Origin of the sequence: Flavobacterium sp. HTF (assembly GCF_003105115.1) — a bacterium.
Classification (GTDB): Bacteria; Bacteroidota; Bacteroidia; order Flavobacteriales; family Flavobacteriaceae; genus Flavobacterium.
Genome location: NZ_QETH01000005.1, coordinates 42,422 through 62,359 on the forward strand (window position 1 = coordinate 42,422; position 19,938 = coordinate 62,359).

Annotated in this window: 18 protein-coding genes; 13 read left to right on the forward strand and 5 right to left on the reverse strand. The window is 34.5% G+C overall.

The features are described from left to right. Positions 1–111 precede the first annotated feature (111 nt). The 8 genes from DCO46_RS02465 to DCO46_RS02500 all read left to right on the forward strand — a co-directional run bounded on the left by DCO46_RS02465 (position 112) and on the right by DCO46_RS02500 (position 10,686). On the forward strand, positions 112–891 hold the full coding sequence (locus tag DCO46_RS02465; protein ID WP_116751012.1) for a hypothetical protein: 780 nt from the start codon (positions 112–114) through the stop codon (positions 889–891). A 34-nt stretch (positions 892–925) separates the two neighbouring features. Beyond that, entirely contained in the window at positions 926–2,620 is a 1,695-nt protein-coding gene (locus DCO46_RS02470; protein WP_116751013.1) for a leucine-rich repeat domain-containing protein, read from the forward strand. Positions 2,621–2,689: 69 nt separating this feature from the next. After that, positions 2,690–4,549, forward strand: a complete 1,860-nt coding sequence (locus DCO46_RS02475; protein WP_116751014.1) for a hypothetical protein — start codon at positions 2,690–2,692, stop codon at positions 4,547–4,549. 65 nt (positions 4,550–4,614) lie between these two features. Further along, complete coding sequence (locus DCO46_RS02480) at positions 4,615–5,796, forward strand: hypothetical protein (protein ID WP_116751015.1); 1,182 nt, start codon at positions 4,615–4,617, stop codon at positions 5,794–5,796. 126 nt (positions 5,797–5,922) lie between these two features. Beyond that, positions 5,923–8,466, forward strand: coding sequence for a tetratricopeptide repeat protein (locus DCO46_RS02485; protein ID WP_116751016.1), 2,544 nt, complete (start codon positions 5,923–5,925; stop codon positions 8,464–8,466). Positions 8,467–8,481: 15 nt separating this feature from the next. Beyond that, on the forward strand, positions 8,482–9,156 hold the full coding sequence (locus DCO46_RS02490) for a DUF1266 domain-containing protein (protein WP_116751017.1): 675 nt from the start codon (positions 8,482–8,484) through the stop codon (positions 9,154–9,156). Further along, positions 9,149–9,547, forward strand: coding sequence for a hypothetical protein (locus tag DCO46_RS02495; protein ID WP_116751018.1), 399 nt, complete (start codon positions 9,149–9,151; stop codon positions 9,545–9,547). Before DCO46_RS02490 ends, DCO46_RS02495 begins: the two co-directional genes overlap by 8 nt. Next, positions 9,544–10,686 carry a WG repeat-containing protein gene (locus DCO46_RS02500; RefSeq protein WP_207784939.1) on the forward strand — a complete coding sequence of 381 codons (1,143 nt, stop codon included), beginning with the start codon at positions 9,544–9,546 and terminating at the stop codon, positions 10,684–10,686. The genes DCO46_RS02495 and DCO46_RS02500 overlap by 4 nt, the downstream gene beginning before the upstream one ends. On the opposite strand, the gene DCO46_RS02505 is transcribed toward DCO46_RS02500, so the two are convergent. Both DCO46_RS02505 and DCO46_RS02510 read right to left on the reverse strand, forming a co-directional pair. Then, positions 10,671–11,183, reverse strand: coding sequence for a hypothetical protein (locus DCO46_RS02505; protein WP_124019539.1), 513 nt, complete (start codon positions 11,181–11,183; stop codon positions 10,671–10,673). The genes DCO46_RS02500 and DCO46_RS02505 overlap by 16 nt on opposite strands. Before the next feature lie 65 nt (positions 11,184–11,248). After that, on the reverse strand, positions 11,249–13,087 hold the full coding sequence (locus DCO46_RS02510; RefSeq protein WP_116751021.1) for a leucine-rich repeat domain-containing protein: 1,839 nt from the start codon (positions 13,085–13,087) through the stop codon (positions 11,249–11,251). Positions 13,088–13,360: 273 nt separating this feature from the next. On the opposite strand from DCO46_RS02510, the gene DCO46_RS02515 reads away from it, so the two are divergent. Then, positions 13,361–13,816, forward strand: a complete 456-nt coding sequence (locus DCO46_RS02515; protein WP_116751022.1) for a response regulator — start codon at positions 13,361–13,363, stop codon at positions 13,814–13,816. Positions 13,817–13,871: 55 nt separating this feature from the next. Here DCO46_RS02515 and DCO46_RS02520 read toward each other — a convergent pair whose 3' ends face one another. Together DCO46_RS02520 and DCO46_RS02525 are read right to left on the reverse strand one after the other, a co-directional pair. Next, complete coding sequence (locus tag DCO46_RS02520; protein ID WP_116751023.1) at positions 13,872–15,305, reverse strand: gluconokinase; 1,434 nt, start codon at positions 15,303–15,305, stop codon at positions 13,872–13,874. Further along, positions 15,293–16,612 carry a gluconate:H+ symporter gene (locus DCO46_RS02525; protein ID WP_116751024.1) on the reverse strand — a complete coding sequence of 440 codons (1,320 nt, stop codon included), beginning with the start codon at positions 16,610–16,612 and terminating at the stop codon, positions 15,293–15,295. Before DCO46_RS02525 ends, DCO46_RS02520 begins: the two co-directional genes overlap by 13 nt. 531 nt (positions 16,613–17,143) lie before the next feature. Here DCO46_RS02525 and DCO46_RS02530 point away from each other — a divergent pair. The 4 genes from DCO46_RS02530 to DCO46_RS02545 all read left to right on the forward strand — a co-directional run bounded on the left by DCO46_RS02530 (position 17,144) and on the right by DCO46_RS02545 (position 18,592). Further along, positions 17,144–17,347, forward strand: coding sequence for a hypothetical protein (locus DCO46_RS02530; protein WP_116751025.1), 204 nt, complete (start codon positions 17,144–17,146; stop codon positions 17,345–17,347). A 169-nt stretch (positions 17,348–17,516) separates the two neighbouring features. Then, entirely contained in the window at positions 17,517–17,786 is a 270-nt protein-coding gene (locus DCO46_RS02535; protein WP_116751026.1) for a hypothetical protein, read from the forward strand. A gap of 145 nt (positions 17,787–17,931) precedes the next feature. Then, on the forward strand, positions 17,932–18,261 hold the full coding sequence (locus DCO46_RS22600) for a hypothetical protein (protein ID WP_165828787.1): 330 nt from the start codon (positions 17,932–17,934) through the stop codon (positions 18,259–18,261). A 136-nt stretch (positions 18,262–18,397) separates the two neighbouring features. Then, on the forward strand, positions 18,398–18,592 hold the full coding sequence (locus DCO46_RS02545; RefSeq protein WP_116751028.1) for a hypothetical protein: 195 nt from the start codon (positions 18,398–18,400) through the stop codon (positions 18,590–18,592). A gap of 45 nt (positions 18,593–18,637) precedes the next feature. Here the strand turns inward: DCO46_RS02545 and DCO46_RS02550 are convergent, their stop codons facing one another. Continuing rightward, positions 18,638–19,936, reverse strand: a complete 1,299-nt coding sequence (locus DCO46_RS02550) for a HAMP domain-containing sensor histidine kinase (protein ID WP_317048029.1) — start codon at positions 19,934–19,936, stop codon at positions 18,638–18,640. Positions 19,937–19,938 lie beyond the last annotated feature (2 nt).

Here is a 19,938-nt window from a genome sequence, read left to right on the forward strand (position 1 = left end):
TTTATGAATTTATTGAATTTCCGGCCATTCATTTTAAGCTGATATCATTATAAATGATGATGTACAGGAATAACAATCACTGTAAATTTGACCCTTTATAATTTTATCGGGATGAATCAGGATATTAAAGACTTTATTACATTACTTATCATTTGTTTATTTTTTATTGGCGGCATACAATGGATATTATTGCGTTTTACCCATTGGTCTGTTGCCTTGATTGCTACGGTTATCATAGCGTTTATGATTTCGTTTTTGTATGTATCATTAAAACATGCCACACCAAACGGAGGCAGCAATGGTCCTGATTCGTCAGAATTTATAAATCCGGCGTTAGCCATTTTTTCTACCCTGCTCTTTGGTTTGTTTTTAGTTTCATACCTCACAAAAACTCCTTTACCCAAAAAAGTATTATTCGTTTTACTGGCTTTGATTATTGTCTTTGCATTGGGCCGGTATATTGTTCAATATATTGAGAATGCTACTTTTTATCAAAAAATATTCAGCAGTAACAATCTGGAAATAGTAAATCTCTCAAAAGAAGAATCTATTATAAATCAGATAGACCTTAAAAATAGCGATACCGGAATTTCTTATAATCTGCAGCTGGATAAAAAAGGAGCGCATCAAACGGTTATTCCGAGAGGTACCGATACAATATCTTTTTGGTGCTATACTCAGGATAATGGCAGTTTTCGTCAAAGTTTTCCTTTTGATTATAATTTATGCCATGAAAAAGACGGAAAAAGAATGGGATTTTGTTCATGGCTTAAAATGAAAGTTACTTTGCCTCTAAAAATAGTCCTTTTGCCCGAAAACAAATTCAGTATATACATTGATAATAAATTGGTAAAAACCTATCAGTTGAGTAATAAGGAAGCAGATAAATAACAGAGCTAACACTCAGGAAAATCAAATGATTAAAATGATAAATTATTATATATTAATCCCAATTCTATTGTTGGGATTTTATCTTTTCGGACAAGTTCAGAATCCGTCAAAATACAAATATCTTTTTCGTAATGTAATACTAAGCAAGTCAAAAAAATACCAGCTTTCTGCGGTGCTTCGCGGACGTGTTTATTATCCCCGCTATTTTTATATTCCTTCATTAAAACAATATCTGGTTTATTCTGATCTAGATGAAACTGGACCTTTTAGAGTATATGATGATCGAAATTATAAATCGGAAGGAAAAACATATGCCATGCTCGATGAAGAAGGAAACAATTTAACCACATTTGAAACTCCTTTGCGTTTTTCTTACCGAAGCGGCTGTTTTTACGGGCCATCATCTTATATTCCATTCTTAGAAACCGGTAAAAAAGAAATTCATAATTATGATGTGATCCATAATGCAAATCTCGATCTTGGAAGCAGGGATTTTGAAAAACTTTTTATAAAACTGTATACTTCATCAGAATATGTCGAGTATATAAATCTCCGCGTATCCAATGACGATATTCACGAGGCCGGAATTATTTTCAGACGTCAGGGCAAAGTTGAAATTCTGCTGGCAGGTTTGCGACAAAGCCGAATGGTTCGTTCTTTTCAGGAAGACAGAAGCATTAATAATTTTGAAGATTTTTACGAACCCGATGTTTCAAAAAGAGAAACTTTTCCGCAGTCTAAACCATCTGTAGAAATGATTCCTTTGGAAACCAACAACCTAAATCCGTTTTTGTATTGGAGAATTGGTTTTAAACACGAATTCAAAATTGAAAAATATAAAGCACAATATTCTTCCGGTTTAGAAGCTGTTGCCGTTTACGGTATACTGCCGATTTTCCGTCTCGGAGAATCTTTAGGAACAGCTTATGTGCGTTTTAAAACAAAAGGAGAAACTTTTAGAATCAAAGTCTTAGAAGTTCAAAAGACAAGTCTTATACCTGCTTATAATCTTGGGCTTCGCTCTTTTCGATTGCCTAAAAAGTATGAAACCAAAAATTCACTTGTATTTATGGAGTCTGTACAAAATGGCGGAGACAATCGTTTAGGAGGAGGTGTTTTTGTTGTACGCCCGGCCGTAGATAATAATCCTTCTGCCGATATTCCTTCGGATATCACAGAAAAACATTTTCAGACACTGCCTGTAGCTTTACAGGAAGCCTTATTACATCCTGATGAAACAACGTCTTTAAAATTGTATGATAAAGAAATAACGGAATGGATTCCTGAATTAGAAAGATTAAAAAATCTTACCCATTTAGAAATGACTCTCCCAATAAATGAAATCCCGGATGGCATAGCAAAACTTACCAAATTACAGCACTTGTCGCTGGAAAACTGTAATATTCAAAAGATTTCAACTGAAATAACTAAACTGACGGAATTAAAGGAGTTAAATCTCTTTTCGAATAAACTAACTGAATTTCCGTCTGTAATTACAGAACTTAAAAACTTAAACAGACTAAATGTTGGTGCCAATAAAATTGCCGCTGTACCCGAAAATATCAACCAGTTAAAAGAGTTGAGATACCTGAGCTTAATGATGACCGATGTCAAAACTTTGCCTGAGTCTATGATTGGTATGGAAAAATTATACGTTGAAAGCAGTAATAATCTCGAAAGTCTGGTGCCAAAATCCTACGAACATTTGTTTAATTTTACAAAACCGTAGAGGATCTTAACCACGATCAGTATTAGAAATTATTTATAGAATTAAAAATATATCTGCCATATCAATCGCATGTACGTTATAAAAATTACAAAAAATAATGAAGCCTGGCTTGTTGCCATTTCTCCTGATAAAGAAGCGGTTTTAGCCTATTTTGAAAACATGTCTGAAAGTTCAAAAGCACATGCGGTTTATTTTCAAACCGATATAGAATCGTTTCCGTTTGCAGTAATTCAGCATGCAAATACAGATTCTGATTCGTCTTCTTATTTTGAATTTTGCTCTGTTGAGGAACTTAGGGAAAAGACAGCGTTGCTTAAATATCAAAAAGTTGACAATGATAACCATGCTTATTTTAAGTATTATCTTATTGATAAAGAATATTTTCAGGAGATCTCTGATGAAAATCAAATGATCTTTCTTAGAGGCACAGGAGTAACAAATGAAGTTTTGGATGAACCTTATGAAATTTCTCTTTTTCATGAGAAAATTAAACAATGTGCCTATAATTATGATATTGACGGGTTGGACGAATTGTTTGAAGAAACCAAAAACAGAGCCGCTTCTACATTAGAAAAAGAAGATTTGGCCATCAATGGATATAGCGATTTGTTCTGGCAGATGAATTATGATTTTGCCTGCAGTAAACTGACTGATGCAGGAATTCACTGTTTATTGCCAATGGTGGATTGCATGGAATTTTTACTGAATGAAAAAAAATGGATGGAACGCAGTTATGCCTTACTCATTCTACTGGAGAAAGCATGTGAAGAAGAATCCGAAAATGCGTTTTCTATCCTGAAAGATACTATAGAAGCTTTTGAAAATCATCTCGTTTCTCACCCCGAAGAGAAAATTAATATTCACCGAATGGCTTCTCAGGCCTACCGAATGATGATTACAGCCGATTCGGAAAACGCTTTGCTATACTGGCAAAATGCGGTTTTGGAAATCAAAAAGGCATTGGATTTTGCTCCCGAAAAAGCTTCGTGGTCATTGTTTTTTGAGTTGATCTATACTCCGTTTACTGAGGATGAAAAAATAAACAAGGCACAGCAAGAAGCCCAGGAATGTTTTATTGAGGAAGTTCGGGAAATTGAAAAACAGAAAGGAGCTGTAATAGCCTATCAAATTGCACTTGCCTATCAGAATTTACGGGAATATCTGCAGTGGAGAAAATTAGAAACTATTTTTCCTGACAAAACCGCTTTATTATGGTCAGAAAAGAGTTTAGACTATAATCCGCAGGGACTTACCCGAATTGATCTTTACGAATGTGCCGAGTTTTTCTATCAGACGGGGGTAAAATTAAAGCGTATTGATTTTTTAGAAAAAACGATTTCCCTTTACGAACGTATAATGGGCATTACCGATAACGATACATTAGAAGTTTATTACATCGTAAGTTTAAAAAAAGAGATTGCCGAAATTTATCTTGAAAATAAAAGCCATCAACTGGCAGACGAGACAATTGAGGAGGCAAGATTATTTTATGAAAAACATATTGAAAACATAAGAGCAAATACTCCTTCTAATCTTTTGCATTATGCAGAGTTCCTTGAATATTGTTTTGTCTATCAGGGAAATATAACCAAGCCTTCCCTGGCTGAATTGAAAAGTATTGCCCAGGAAGTAGAAATTCAGTCTGAAGGTTTTCTGAGTTATCCTTATTTATTACTAATGCGAATTGCTCTTTTTGAGAACAATGAACAACAGGCAATTACAGAACTCACCAAAAGCCTGATTCTGCATGAATCCTGTAATGATGATAAAATAAATGAGATGCTGGAAAATTTCAATAAAAGCCAATTCCGCAAATTGTTTAATTTTCTAAAAGAAACAAAATTGTTTATGGAGGAAGTAAGCGAAAATTATTACTATGATCCTGAAATAAAATGGAAGAACTACGAACAATGTCCGGAGAAGAACTAACTGCATACTGGGAAAAACGAAAAGAAGCGATTAGAAACAGACCTCCGTTTAATAAAGAATAACAAATGACCAATCCTATACTATACGCCAGAATACAAGAAGAATTTGATGAAATAACAAATTCATTTATTGAAAAAGAAAAACTCATTTTATCTGATGAAAGCCTAATAACAATTCAGTCAAAATATAACCTTCACGAGATTGAGCCTTATTATGCCCAGCTTAATAATCAGGTTATTCCTCCGGATGCCAAATTACGAATAGAAACTTCAGACGATTTTAATCCGGAAACAGATGATCTTTTTGAATACAGAATCAGTCTCGAAAACAGGAAACCTTCACTAAAAATACAACATTACGGTGATCGCGTTGGGTATTTTACCCTCTACGAATATACAGAAGAGTATCATAAAAGTTTTACCATTTACCAAAATAAAGAAAGCATCAAAGCCACAAATGTCAGCTACCTGTATTTTAAAAATGGTATGCCGGAACGGTTTATTGAATGTACGGAATACGGCATTTCTGTAAAAACTTATACCTGCGATGAAGATTTTATAAAAAGCTATAAATTAGAATGGCAAAATCACGATCATTACTGCACAGGTGAATTGAAATTTGATCACGAAGGAAAAATAATCCAAATTACAGAAACCGCTTCAGACGGCAGAATTCGTATCATTTATGATTCCATGGCTGCTGATAAGGATATTGAAGAAGTACTGGCGGATTTAGAAAATTTTCTGGTAGAAAATATAGCCGACCAGATTATTGAAAAAGTTAGAATAACAGAACCTGTTTATTGTATTTTGTTTGAATATACGATGCAGGGACCATTTCCGCCGACAATTGCTTTTGGCGCAGCCTCAGAAATAACAGGCAACTTTGAGGATCAGGAATTATACCAGTTATACAATGCGCCGGATATGCAGTATTTTTCAGAAGGTGATGAAGATGATGTTATTCCTATTGACTTATATCCAATAGCGATTCAGCCGGATTATCTGGCTACGGATACTTACGGAGAAAATATTTCATGGGAAGATGAAGAAGCCACTAACAAATGGGAACAACAGGTTTTTGATACTTATCTGAAAGTTTGCAAACGCCTCATGCATTTTGATTTTTCCAAATCATTTCCCAAAACAGAACACTTTCTTGTAATGGCACGTGATTTTGAAGCTTGTAACGAAGATAAATTTTATAAAGAGTTACAACGTTACAAAAAAGAAAACTTTAATTCTTAGCCGGATATACAACCAGAAAAAGATCGGGAATACACTTAAATTTCACTATAAGTAATGAGTAAAAGAAAAAAACCGGCCATTATATTTGTTCAGCTTTATTGAATCAGAACAAATATAAATTTTACAATGACAGACCATCAATTTTTGGGAGTAGCTGAGTTTCCGGACAAAAATGAAATTAAGGAGGCATTAGCTAAGAAAATACATGATTTAGACTTCGAAAATGACATTGAAACTATTTTTGATTACATCAAATGCTCCAAAAGAATTGTTCCCAAAAAGGAGATTGTAACGGTAGAAAACGATCCTGTACTTACAGATGAGTATCGGGAAATAATAAAGGATTTCGGAATTGAGGGTTTTGACACTCCCGAAAAACTAATCGGTTATTTTACGTCACTTTATGATAATCCTTCACTGCGCTTCCACAAACTGCTTTGGAAATCAGCAATTGATTCCCTAAGTATTTACGATTACAATAAACGGCTTGATTATGTTATTCCGGTTGTTGAATTTCTCTGCAAAAAATCGTTTATAAAACCTGAAGTTTTGCGATTAATTGGTGAGAGTTTGCCTTTTGAAGCACTCTCTGCAGAGGTCTTCAAAGAGGATAATCCGTTTTGGGCAAAGTACAATTTCGTATGTGGGTTATTGCAATCAAAAAATATAGAATTTGAATTGTATGCCGATATTTTAAATACGGGCCAGTTTACTTCTGAGGAACTGGATTATATGTTTACCCAATTAATGATTTCATCGGTTGAGTATCGAAATGAAAACTACCGCCAGGCTTTTTCAATATTACATCAGCAAATAGCCGACGATATAAAACCGGCTTTTATAGTAGAGCGTGAATTCAACATCTTACACAAAATTATTTCTTTAGAAAAAAAAGAAGAGGTACCCCAAATTTATCTCAGCAGAATTAAGAACGCCTTTGAAAAATTTCCGGATCATGAAGAATTTCTTTATCTGCGCATAAAAATCCTTTTTGAATCCAATCCACCCGAAAAATTCAGGGAACAGGTTATTTCGGCTTTAAAAATCATTCCCGGTCATTCTAAATGTTTGTTTTTATTAGGCAAATGTTACATGAAATTAGGTATCTCAAAAACTGCTTTGACCATTTTTGAAAACCTGATGGAAATGCATCCTTTAAATGTGGAATATGTTACAAATGCCGCTTTGGCAACCAGGCAATATATTGATTCCTGTTTTAAAGTATCAGATCAAAAAAGTCAGAATAAAGCCTACTATATCAATATTATAAACTTTTTAACAGAAAAGAAACTATTTTCAGAAATCCCTCATTTTGCTTCAAAAATTTCAGAAGAAGATAATGATCTAAAGGCATTACTACTTTATGCCAAAGATGCTGAAACTTTTCTTTTGACAGGAGAAAAGGACAAGGCAGCACTACTTAAAGCTATTGATTTGGCTTCAGACAAAGAAGTAGTCCGAAAAATAAAAGAATACTATTTAAAAGAACTGATAATCGGGCCTGATTATGAGGAAGAAAATAAATTTATACGTGACTATTATCAGGAAAATGCAGCTAATGCGGTGGCCAATTATAAAATGGCTTTGTTTTATTTTGGTCTGAATGAGATAGAAAATGCCTATACTTATTTTCTAAAGTCAAAAGAGATCAATCCTTCCAATATCCGGAATTATATTTATCTGGCGCGATGTTCCAATTACCTGGGCAGAAGTGAAGAAACCATGGCTCATGTCAGTATTTATCTCATGCATAATACATATGATGTCATGGCCAATGAAATATATTGTGATGCCGCATATTCACTTAAACAATATAAAAATGCTTATGAAGGGACAAAATGGCTCTTAAGTATTTGCAATGACAACGAACGTGATGCTAAATATTTCTTTTATTTTACAGCCAGTCTGTCTTTATACCTGAGTGAGCATAATGAGAAATACTATAATCTCCAGTATGTAAATGAGATGCTCGGATTGTATGATCAATACCCAAAACCAAATGATTTCTGGACAAATGACAATGGTTCAACCTCTATGTATTGGGCTGCAACGTTGTGCTATCAGATCGGTCATTATGAAAAAGGTGCTGAATACCTTCAATGCATTCTCGAAAATACAAAAGAACACAACTGGAACCTGACTGAAAAGTGTCTTCAGTTATTAGCTGAATGTCTGCTTGGTCTGGAACAATACGACAGAATTATAGAATTAATAGAACCTCAGGTGCTGAAAGTGCTTGAAAAAAATCAATATGATGTGTCGGTAAGTCAGGCAACCTTTTATCTCTCCTATGCTTATTTTGCCATAAATGATCATGAAAGCAGAATGAAATGGGCTCTTACCAGTGTTTATTGTTTCATGCAGGCAGAAAATCCGGATACAGCGTGGGCAGAGAATTATCTTGTCAATAACCTCGCAGCCTGCCTCGAATTTGATGTAAAGAAATCTATTATCCCAATCGGAAAAGCGTATCTGGAAATTGTCAAAACGCCTAATCCAAATCATATTTGGGTGGCCTATACTCTGGCCAACGCCTATTCTGCCAATGGAGAACAAAATGAAGCCTCACGATATTACAGAATTTGTTTTGAATTCGGAACCTTGTTTCCGGGAGTGTATACGGAAGAAATAAAGTATGCAGAACAGTTTCTTAAAACATTTCATCAATAAAAATTAAATCCGAAGATGAGCCAGATTATCTATTATCAAAACTTCGAAAACCCGACAAGCCTTAGCAAAAAACAGTTATGGCTTATTGCAACGTCTGCGATGTTTAGCGAATCACACAAGGAATTTCATGATACACTTTTACCGCATCATGTTTTTAGTACTCCCGAACTGGTGCAAAAAAGCAAAACACGCATGCTGCAGGAATGGGAAATAAACAATTCTGATGATTTATATAACAGAATAAATTACCTGTCTAATAATGTCGATTATGACCTGACTCAACATTGCTGGGGACTTTTAAGCGAAGAAGAATTAGACAAAACACAGCATTTTGCCAATAACAGATCAGAAACCAGAAATGTAATCGGCATCGTTAGAAATTATGGTCCTGAAAATGGCGTTTATGGCTGGCAATTCGGACTTTGCACATGGATGATAAGACATTCATTTTACAACAACCTGATTACAGAAGAAGAGACCTGGAATTTGCTGGAGGAAAATGGCAAAAATATCAGGAATAAGTTTGATTCCTGGGAAAGTTTCGGGCTGTCCTTTATGATTGGTGTACAATACCGGAGAAGGCAAAACTATGATGAGGCAAGTTTAGCCGGCTTTAAAAACCATATCACTTCATTATTGACAAACAAAAATTCCCCGTGGTTAAACATAAACTGGAACGACTATGAATAATTTTAATTTATCTTTTTTTACACAGGATTATTACGTTTATTATCAAATGCTTTTTGCCGGTATTTTGCTGACATTAGTCCTTTTTATTTCCAGGCTTTCCGAGCCTGTGGTAATAGAATATGGCGCTTTTATATTTGCTGTCTCAATGATAATAAGCTTCATACTTACTTTTTTTACTCCAAGTTACCGGTATTTTATGCTGCATTGGTTTTTATCTTCGCTGGCCTATTTTTTCTTCTGGTGTATCCTGAATTATATCTGCGGGCGTTATGGCAAACCTTATAATGGTGATGGCGGCATGATCCTTTTGCTGCCGGGTTATTTTTTACCGCTACTCATGTTTTTTTCCCTGATTATAAAAATTGTCCGAATCGTAATAGCCAAATTTTGAAAAATAACCTGATTCTACTTTGTCTGATTTTCCATTTGAATCTCTTGTTTTCGCAACAGGAAAACGACACCTGGATAAAATTTGAAGGTGCAGACACCTATCTCATAGGGTACAAAGACCAAAAAGGAGAAGTGAGGATAGAACCAAAATTCACGTTTCTGACCAATGCTGAAATTTTTAAAAATATAATACCCGTTTTCGAAGAAACAAACCTCAAAGGAGAGGATTCTAAAATAAAACAATATTACCTCCTTAAAAACGGAAAACAAATAGGCAGGGACAGCTTATATGTTTATGATACGACCTTAGACTGTGAAAACGAAAACAAAATCCGGTTTTGGGACCCCAAAACAGATAAGGTTGGTTTTTTTGACGGAAACGGAAATATTGTAATTCCGGCTGTTTATGACAATGCCCAGCCGTTTTATAACGGTTTCTCTGTGGTAATAAAAGATGGAAAAAGAATCTGTGCGGATGAGGTACAGGAAAAAGAGCCCTGCGAACATTGGTCGTGGTTTGGAAACATTCAGATTATAAATGATAAAAACCAAGTCGTCGCAGACCATGTTCCATCTGAAAGCCTAAATGGTATTGATTGGTTTTCGGTTAAAAAAAACAGCACGGAAGCTAATGAGAATGAAATCACTTTTCTATCCCCTGACGGAGGTACCTATTCTTTTCTGAATGTAGATAAAGAATTTGAAAACTGGTACCGCCAAAATTTTTTAAAACAGGTTTCCGATAGCAATATCAATTCCTTTTTGTTTGAAAAAATAACGTATGATGCTAACGAAGCCATGCAGTTCAACAAGAAAATCAAGTTTAAAGATTCCTTCTGGAAAACCGAAAACCGGGAAGAATTTCTAAAAAACAACAAAGGTTTTTTATTAAAAATGATCCAAAAATACAAAGAGAGCAAAACGGTAATATCAACCGGCATGACACCGCTTTTATTTAAATATGAAGAAATGCCGCAATATTTTTCGGATTGCGGAGTATACCAGAATATCAAATTTCCGTATTTCAGGGTTTATCTGCTCAATAAAAATAAAGTTGTACTCAATACAATCAGTTTCATAAAAACAGAAAAAGAATTCCGGTTATTAGAGATTTTTAGAATCCTTTACTTCCGGTATTGACTTTCTTTATTGCTAAAATCAGCCAGCTTATTTTTAGTGGTTTCACAGAAATAAACTTTATCGTCAAAATAATTTCCTAAATATAAACCCCGCTTTAGCTCATCATTCTTTTTTAATAATCTCTGAAAGGCATCGTAAAATTTTTCAATTTTCTTATCCGGCTTTTTGCTGATGATTCTCAATCTGATTATTTCAATATTTCTATCGTCTTCCCTTCCTCCTTCTCCTTCAATACAATAATCAGACAAGTTATCATCATAAAAACTTTTTTCTTTAGGTACAGCAATTTTGTTGTTTTTATTCCCTGAACTTAATTTTCCCTGATGTACCGCAACAAACTTCGATGAAAAGAAAAATGTCCGGTAATCCTGGTCAGAAACAAAAAGAAAATCCTGCCCATATTCTATATGTTCATAATAAAATCCTTTATCCGCATTCCATTTTTCAACATACAGATGGATATCATACTTATTGATAAGCACTTGCAGTTCATCCACAAACCTTTTGAAAGGAATGATAATATTAAAATATAAAGCCATTTCTCATAATCAGCGTTATTTTTTTATTTCGGAGAAACAACACCCGTGATATTTTGCAATAACTCATCAAAATATTTCTCTCCATAATATGTTGTTGCTTCCTCCTGGTATTTAAAGAAAACATTTAATATTTTTTCCTGCAGTATTTTGTCTTCTGTATTTCTAAAAGCAGGAACAAATAATTCATCAAGAGCATCTCCGCCTTCACTGTATAACATATCTGTGGAAGCTTTTTTGAGCAGTTTGTAAAGCGCCTCAGAAGTAAATCGGGCGAATAAATTATCAATTAACTGATCTTGAACTGTATATCCCCAATAACGATGACCCGCATCATAAAATTTACAGGCTTTGTAGAATTTCTTTATAATCTTTTGTTGCGCTTTTATATTTCTGCGAAGGATTATTTCTTCCAGTACCAGTAAACACGCAATAAAATTATCGGATCCTACCGACTTAAAAGTCATTTCAAAAATGATAATTAAAGATTCCTCAGAAAGATTCTTTAAATGTTTTTGAATACCGGAATCCAAAACTTCAATTTCAGTAACTTCTTCTTCATAGACTTCAATGCCAAAATAACCCGCCAAAGGATTGTTTTCGTCGTTAAAATTAGCTTCTACATGTTGGGATAAACCCGAAAGTGCTTTTTCAAACTCAGTCAGATTATCCGTTTCCAGCTGACTGATAATGGTATCAATAGCAGGCAGGTTGTTATATTTCTCCTTTTTTTTCCATTTCTTTTCTATTTCATTATCCGCTTCCAGTTCTTTAATTGCCGGATGCTGATAAAGTGGTGAGTAATCCTCGATATAACTGCAGCCGCTTATATCTAAAGTTTCCAGAATTTCTAAAGAAGAAATGACTTCAATTGATTTAAAATAATTAGATGAAAGATTGAGTTTTTTTAAGGGAAGTCCTTTTAATCCGTCTAAATTTTTTAAATCATAACTGGTATCAATATTCAAATCTTCCAGCACTGGAAAATTTGAAAAACCTTCACAATTCGTTAAAGCTGAATATTGCAGGTTCAGTCTCTTCAGTTTTTTTAATGAAAAAAGAGGCGCAATATCAAATACACCACAAATATCTAAATTTAGATCTTCCAGGTTTTCGAGTTTTCCTATCACATTCGGAATCGGTTTGAGCTCTTTTCTGTCTTCTTCAAAATCACTGGCGACATCCATATCACCTCCATTAAGAGATCCTTTTAGGTTCAGTTTTCTTAATGCTTTTAAATTAACTAAACTATCCGGCAGTTCAGATAACGGCTGCATAATTTCCAAAACCTCTAAATTTTCCAGTTTTGTAATCACTTCCGGGAATCGGGTAATCGTGAGTCCTCTTAAATTTAGTTCGGTCAGTTTTTTTAAATTACTCAACGAATCCGGAAGATCATCGACACCACAGGAAACCAGGTGCATAGAAGTCAGCTCCGATAAGTTTCCGGTTTCATCAGGCAATTTTTGATTTTTTAAATGACTGCCCCAGATTTCAATACTTTTTAGATTTGGAAAAAGAGCAACAATATTTCTGGTATCAGTTTCTGTGTTTTTTACCACCGTATGCAATTCTTCCAGCTGTGGCATAGGTTTTATTTTGGTAAAATCACAATAACTCCAAAGCGTTAAATGTTTGATATGAATAAGCTTTTCCAGATGATCCGGAATTTCAAATAAGTCATTTTTTGATTTTCCGTAAAAACTTAGCCTGGTAATATTTGGAAACTCATTTACAGAAACAGGAATAGCTATTTTTTCGCTGTAATTATCAAATCTGATCTCTGTAACTTCATTTAAATTCCCGATTTCAGAGAAATTGAATTCTTGTTTTGATAAATCTATACGCAATTCATTTTGCTTCATAATTTTCTGTCTTTTGCTGTTATCAAATTATAAATACTATAGTATTTCTATAATTTTATGTTGCAAAACTATAGTGTCATATTATTTTAACAGTCATTATAAATAGTGATTTAGAATTTGACATGAGAGTCAAAAAGTTAAATATAAACCGGGAAACTTCAGCAAAACCAGTATTCAGGTATAACAGAAACCCTGTCAACAGACAATAATCACAGCATTTTATCGAAACGGATTTTACTGATAACTAATACTTTTGTAACTAATTAGCTATATTTGTACAGAAATACTACAGCTGCCAAAACACTAAATTGTATTACTGACATCAAATTAATTATGGATAAAAACAGAATAGTATTACTCGCAGATGATGATGAAGACGACAGATTCATTTTTCAGGAAGCACTGGCTGATGTAGATCCATCAGTCGTATTTTTTTCTTCTAATAATGGATGCGAAGCTTTAGAGCGTCTCGGTACTAGAGGATTCAGTCCTGATATTATCTTTATGGATATCAATATGCCTGTGATGAACGGTATAGAGTGTTTAAAGAAAATAAAGGAATCCAAAAACTACAACAAAATTCCCGTGATCATGTACAGCACTTCGGGAAATGATGATGCAAGGCAGGAATGCATAAATCTCGGAGCAAATGGCTTTATACAAAAGCCTTTCAGCATGATGAAAATGCGCGATGAAATCAAAAATGCAATGGACTCACTATCTGAATAGTGATTACAGTATTTAAGTTTATGTTTTGTTTTGTTTCTCTAAACTAAATCAGTTTTTAAAGTCCTTTTAGCAAATCATACACTTTGCTGAATTTAGCAAAGGAATCTGTATATACTTTTTTATTCGCCGGATTTGGCAAAAAAATCTTTTCAGCTTTATTTTGATTTTTCACCACAATTCCTGTAGACTGCAAACCTGTCAAAACCGCTCCCCATGCAGAACCTTCAATAGTTTGTGAGGTCTGTACTTTCATCTGAAAAATATCTGCTACCATTTGCAGCCATAGTTGGCTTTTTCCAAAACCGCCACTGGCCATAATGATTGTTTCTTTTCTCTTATCGGGATCCGGGAGTAAAATTTCCGTAATTTGAAATAAGCCAAATAAAATCCCTTCCAGAGTTGCCCTGACCAAATGTTCCTGTGTATGAATAATTTGCATTCCCAAAAGAGAACCTTGTGCAGAAGCATCCCAGATCGGGGCTCTTTCTCCCAATAAATAAGGCACAAAAAGCAAACCTTCAGAACCTGCTGGGATTTTTTCTGCTCCGGCAAAAAGTTCTTCGTAAGAAACAGTCGTTGTTAAAATCGTCTCCTTAAGCCATTGCAAAACAATAGCGCCATTATTTACAGCACCCAGAGAAAGATACTGGCTTCCGTGCAAATGATAACATTGTGTTCGCATTTGGTTGTCCAGATAAGGCTGGCGTATCGGCAGGCGGACTGCTCCGCTTGTGCCAATCGTTAAGGCCATAAAACCTTCGTTCATCGCTCCGGTTCCAAGATTAGCCAGAGGACCGTCTCCCCCGCCCAGTATATATAGAAAATCATCCAGAATCCCTTTCGCCTGATGGGTTACTTCGTAAATTTCGGAAAGCTGCTGTGGTTTTATTTGCAAAAAATCAAGAATGTCATCATCCCATTTTAAAGTATGAATATTCAGCAACCCGGTACCGGAAGCCATTGAACTGTCAATGCTGTATTCTCCCGTAAGGTAATGCCATACATATTCCTTTATACTGATAAATTTATGAGCCTTTAAGAAAATTTCGCTGTCAAATTCTTTCCACCAGGCTATTTTGGTCATGGGGGAAAAAGGATGAACCGGAATTCCTGTTTTTTGATAAAAATCGTTTGCTTTATTCGTTTGCTTAAGATTTTCAACTATAGTATCTGCCCGGCTGTCAGCCCATAAAACAGCATCTGTAATCGGTTTTCCGGCTTCGTCAATTGCAATGATACTCTGCATGGCCGCACTAAAACTAATAAACTGCGGATTAATTCCTGCTGTAATTTCATTAATACATCTCAGAACCGTATCTAAAATCTCCTGAGGATACTGAATACTCCAGTTTGGTTTAGGATGATGCATAGCATACGAGTGTGAAATTTGCTTTATCACATTCCCGTCCACATCAAAACATACCGCTTTTGTTGCCGTCGTTCCAATGTCTATCCCTATATAAAATTTGTCTGTTTTTATTTGATCCATATGTTTAATATCAACACTCCTATTAATCCCATAACTCCAATAATAGTTTCCATAACCGTCCAGGTTTTAAAAGTGTCCGAAACGCTGATTCCAAAATACTCCTTAAACATCCAGAATCCCGTATCATTAACATGAGAACACATCAGACTTCCTGCGCCTATAGAAAGCACCATTAATTCGGGACTTACCCCCGAAGCTGCTATTAAGGGCTGAACAATTCCGGCAGCCGTTAATCCGGCAACAGTCGCTGATCCGAGAGCAATACGGATTATAGTAGCAATGAGCCATCCTAAAAACAAAGGCGAAAGTGATGATTCCTCAAATACTTTGCTTAAATCGGTACCTATTCCGCTGTCAATCAACACTTGTTTAAAAGCACCTCCTGCACCGATTATCAGAATAATCATTGTGGCGGCACTGAGCGCAGTACCTGACTTATCCATAATATCCTGCATTTTCCTTCCACGAAAAATCCCCAATGTAAACAAGGCAAAAAGTACCGAGATTAACATCGCTGTAGTTGGGTTTCCTATAAAAAGTAAAAGCGAACGCAGGTCGCTGTTTTCCGGCAATACCAATTCACTAAAGGTCGCCGTTGCCATCAAAAATACGGGAACCAGTGCTGTCAGAATACTAATTCTGAAAGAAGGCATTTCGGTTTCTGTAAATGTTTTGCTTTCGAATAAACCATTTGGAGGAAAAGCATTGATCTTTTTTATAAACTGCGGAAAGATAATTCCCGCTGCCAAAAGAGCCGGAATAGACACTATAAGTCCGTACAGAAGTGTTTTACCAATATTTGCTTTAAAAACAACCGCAATGGCAGTCGGACCCGGATGCGGTGGTAAAAAACCATGTGTGATAGAAAGTGCAGAAGCCATTGCAATTCCCAAATAAATTATAGACTGTTTGGTACTCTTTGCTACAGCAAAAACCATCGGAATCAAAATAATAAAACCGGCGTTGTAAAACATCGAAATTCCGACAGAGAAACCCGTAAGTACCATTGCCCATTTGATATGTTTAATTCCAAAAAGATTAATCATGACCGTACTGATCCGCTGGGCTGCACCACTGTCAGAAAGCAGGTTTCCTAAAATAACACCAAACGAAATAATCAAGATCAGAGATCCCAAAGTACTGCCAACCCCGTTTTGAATGGCATTTATTAATTCTGTAAACGGCATTCCTTTTAAAATCCCTACAAAAAATGAAGTAATCAATAAGGCAAGGAAAGCATTGATTTTGGCACCCGAAATTAAAACCAATAATAAAAGAATGCTTGCAATCAGAATCAGTAAAGACATAAATTATAGTTTATAGATAGTATTTCTGTTTTTGAAACAAATTTCAGATTAGTAAATTGATTTACAGATTCTAACTCCTTCTTTTGTTGAATGTAAGCAAAGTTCAGTACTCTGCAACCATATCCAAACTCACTCCTGTTGAATAGTTTTATTTACTATCTGATTCGTAAAAATATCATTTTATATTAAGCTGTGATTATAATTCAGGATTTAAATTTTGACTGCCTGATAAATCTTCCTCACTTATTAATAATCAAAGTACTTTTTGATTTCGAAAAATAAAGGCAATCTATTACTTCCATATTTTTCTGTAGCATTCAGAATAAGTAACTGAAAATTAAACAACTATTCCATTTAATTATATAAAAAGATTCGACGAGAGTCTGGCTAAATTTGATTTGTAAGTTAAATAACCGAATACTTTTTCAGGCAGGTGAAATCATTAAACAGAAGACCACAGAGAAGCATTCATTTTAACTCCATATCAGGGAATCAAAATATTTCTAAGGAATTAATTAAAAAAATATACCGATGAGAACAGCAAATTATCCAAACTTTCAGCAGCAGCTAAACGTGTCAGATGACTCACCAATGTTTATGGAACCATTCGAACGCACTCATTTTGAGCAGTTCTATAAATCTTCAGGAAATCAGCTCATGTGCTGGGGCGAAGAATCCAATTATATGGACAGCGAATTTTTTGCTATTCTTGAAAAAGCCGATCAGGGATTCTAAGCAGATAAAGCTGATATTACTTCATTGTTTCAGTATCATAACTATCACATTTATTGACAGATAAATTATATAACTCCACTTTTGAATTATATAAGATGAAATGATTCGAAGACAGTAATTTTAAAAATAGTAATCAGGACAAAAAATCACATTTAAAAAATAAAAAATCATGGAAAATTTAATTAATCAGGAGAATCTGGAAGATATCAGAGAACTTATTGAAAGCAAAATTGCTGATATACCAGGCAATTATATATTATTTGGCGCAATTGGTTCCTTACTTTTATCATCCTATCTTAATAAGATTGGCAAAAAACAGGCTGGTTCGATAATCGGAAAATTATCAATTCCAATTATAGGAATCGGACTTGCAAAATATAAGGATGTTCTGAAATCAGAATTAGAAAGCCATTTGGACCTTCAACCAGATAATGCTTAATAGTTTTTAATTTCATATTAAAACATTCTACAAACATTCCACCAGAAAGCCTTACACTCCATAAGGCTTTTTATGAATAGTATTAATACTAACACCATTTAGGTTAATGAGTTCATGGAATTATAACCACTTTAAAAAAAATATTATGATAGCAGATAACTACAAAAGTTACGATTCAGACGAACGTAATTTAATGCCGGAAAATCCAGATCAGAACCAACAGCCGATTGGTGACGAAAACAGCTTTGAAGAGCAGTTCTTAAGCGATGAAAATTATGTAGACAGCAAATTTTCTAATGCCCTCGACCAAAATGAACTGGAAGAAGATCTTGAGGATGATGATGAAGCAGAATATGATGAGAATGACTGGGAAGAAGAAGAAGAAGAAGAAGAAGAAGAAGACAATTCATCAACAGATGATTCTGAGGAAATTGAGCCAGAAACCTTTACTGATGACAGTCTCAAAATTGACTAATTGAATTTTTTTCCAAAAAAGAATTTGATTATTAACCTTTTACCGTTGTATTTTATAACATTCCTACAGGATTATGTAAGCGTATAACGGGGCTTTTCAATTAATTTTGAATATGAATATTTAAAACTTTACAGTTATGAAAACAAATAATCAAAATCCGAATAACAATTCACAAAAAGGTTCTGATAACCGTAGTGATATGAGAAAACATCAATATAAAGATCACGATGAAATTTTAACAAACGATGAGAATTACGATTCTGAAACTCATAAATTTAAAGGTGAAGAACCTGACTTCGATGATCAATTAAATAACGAAGAAAAAAAATAAAAAAATGGCCAGTTAACTTAACTGGCCATTTTTTTATTCCAATAACTACTCAATCAGACAAATCACAAAAGTAGTTTTACCTTCCTGATTCCTGAAATCGAGATAACCGCCATGAGCTTCAATAATACTTTTAGAAAGTGTTAAGCCAATTCCAGCGCCTTCTTTGCGGGTAGTAAAAAACGGAAGAAATATTTTATTTTCTATTTCTTTGTCTATTCCGTTTCCGGTATCAGTGATTTTTATAAATATCCGGTTTTCTTTGATTTCGGCAGCAATAGAAATTTGTTTTTCTATTGCATTTTCCAGCGCGTGTAAGCTGTTTGTAAGCAGATTGATCAGGGCCTGTTCGATTTGCTCATGATCTACCAAAAGCCAATGATCAAACGAAATCGTGTTTATCACTTCAATTTGTTTGTTTTTGAATAACGGATTCATGACCTGAAAACAGTTGTCAATCATTTTTTGCAATTCAATTTTTTCCTTTTTTGGAGAAGGCAGCATTGCCAGTTTTCTGTATCCTTCTACAAATTTCTGCAAAAGATCGCTTCGCCTCAGCATCGTTCCCACACCATTTTTAATATCTTCCAGATCCTCGGCTGAAATAGAATCCTGTTCTACCAATTCCTGCAGGTTTTGAGAAATAGACCGTATTGGGGTTATCGAATTCAGAAGTTCATGCGAAATGACTTTCATCAGATTGACCCAGGCTTCTTTTTCTTTTTTCTCTACCACATTCTGAATAGAATCCAGTAAAACAATAAAATAATCGAGTTCGTAAATTTCGGTTCGGGAAGTCTGCATGACAAAAGTCTGGCTATTCTGCTCATTAACACGGATTTCCAATGAAGTCTTGATTTCCTGAAAATCCTGTTCTTCTATCACTTCACATAAAGACGGAAGCTGGCTTTTTAATAATTTCCAGTTTGAAACTTTGGGAACATCAAAATGTTTTGAGAAATAATCATTCATCAAAAAAACATTCCATTCGCTGTTTTCTTTTTTGAGGATAATAATTCCGGTTTCAATATTATTCAAAATAGAAGTATAAATAATATCCCTCGAAACCTGTTCATTCTGCTTGCTTTTTAGAATATCATATAATTTAAAAAGGTCATTCTGATTCGTTTTGTACCTCGAAAAATCAGAAGAAAAATCATTCTGGATTATCGAAGAAATGGTTTTATCATACAATAGGATGATACTTTTGACATAAAAATACAATTCAACAATCAGGAACAGAACAATGAGAAGACCAAAAACAGGTGCAAAAACAAATTTGATTTTATGCAGGTAAACAGAAAATTCAATTCCTGCCAGGATCAAAAGCAATCTCAGAAAAAGCAATT

Coding starts and splice junctions, on each gene's coding strand:
- DCO46_RS02490 (WP_116751017.1), top strand. CDS start 8,482: ATGAGCCAGATTATCTATTATCAAAACTTCGAAAACCCGACAAGCCTT.
- DCO46_RS02510 (WP_116751021.1), bottom strand. CDS start 13,087: ATGAAGCAAAATGAATTGCGTATAGATTTATCAAAACAAGAATTCAAT.
- DCO46_RS02485 (WP_116751016.1), top strand. CDS start 5,923: ATGACAGACCATCAATTTTTGGGAGTAGCTGAGTTTCCGGACAAAAAT.
- DCO46_RS02530 (WP_116751025.1), top strand. CDS start 17,144: ATGAGAACAGCAAATTATCCAAACTTTCAGCAGCAGCTAAACGTGTCA.
- DCO46_RS02495 (WP_116751018.1), top strand. CDS start 9,149: ATGAATAATTTTAATTTATCTTTTTTTACACAGGATTATTACGTTTAT.
- DCO46_RS02545 (WP_116751028.1), top strand. CDS start 18,398: ATGAAAACAAATAATCAAAATCCGAATAACAATTCACAAAAAGGTTCT.
- DCO46_RS02475 (WP_116751014.1), top strand. CDS start 2,690: ATGTACGTTATAAAAATTACAAAAAATAATGAAGCCTGGCTTGTTGCC.
- DCO46_RS02535 (WP_116751026.1), top strand. CDS start 17,517: ATGGAAAATTTAATTAATCAGGAGAATCTGGAAGATATCAGAGAACTT.
- DCO46_RS02480 (WP_116751015.1), top strand. CDS start 4,615: ATGACCAATCCTATACTATACGCCAGAATACAAGAAGAATTTGATGAA.
- DCO46_RS22600 (WP_165828787.1), top strand. CDS start 17,932: ATGATAGCAGATAACTACAAAAGTTACGATTCAGACGAACGTAATTTA.
- DCO46_RS02525 (WP_116751024.1), bottom strand. CDS start 16,612: ATGTCTTTACTGATTCTGATTGCAAGCATTCTTTTATTATTGGTTTTA.
- DCO46_RS02470 (WP_116751013.1), top strand. CDS start 926: ATGATAAATTATTATATATTAATCCCAATTCTATTGTTGGGATTTTAT.
- DCO46_RS02465 (WP_116751012.1), top strand. CDS start 112: ATGAATCAGGATATTAAAGACTTTATTACATTACTTATCATTTGTTTA.
- DCO46_RS02520 (WP_116751023.1), bottom strand. CDS start 15,305: ATGGATCAAATAAAAACAGACAAATTTTATATAGGGATAGACATTGGA.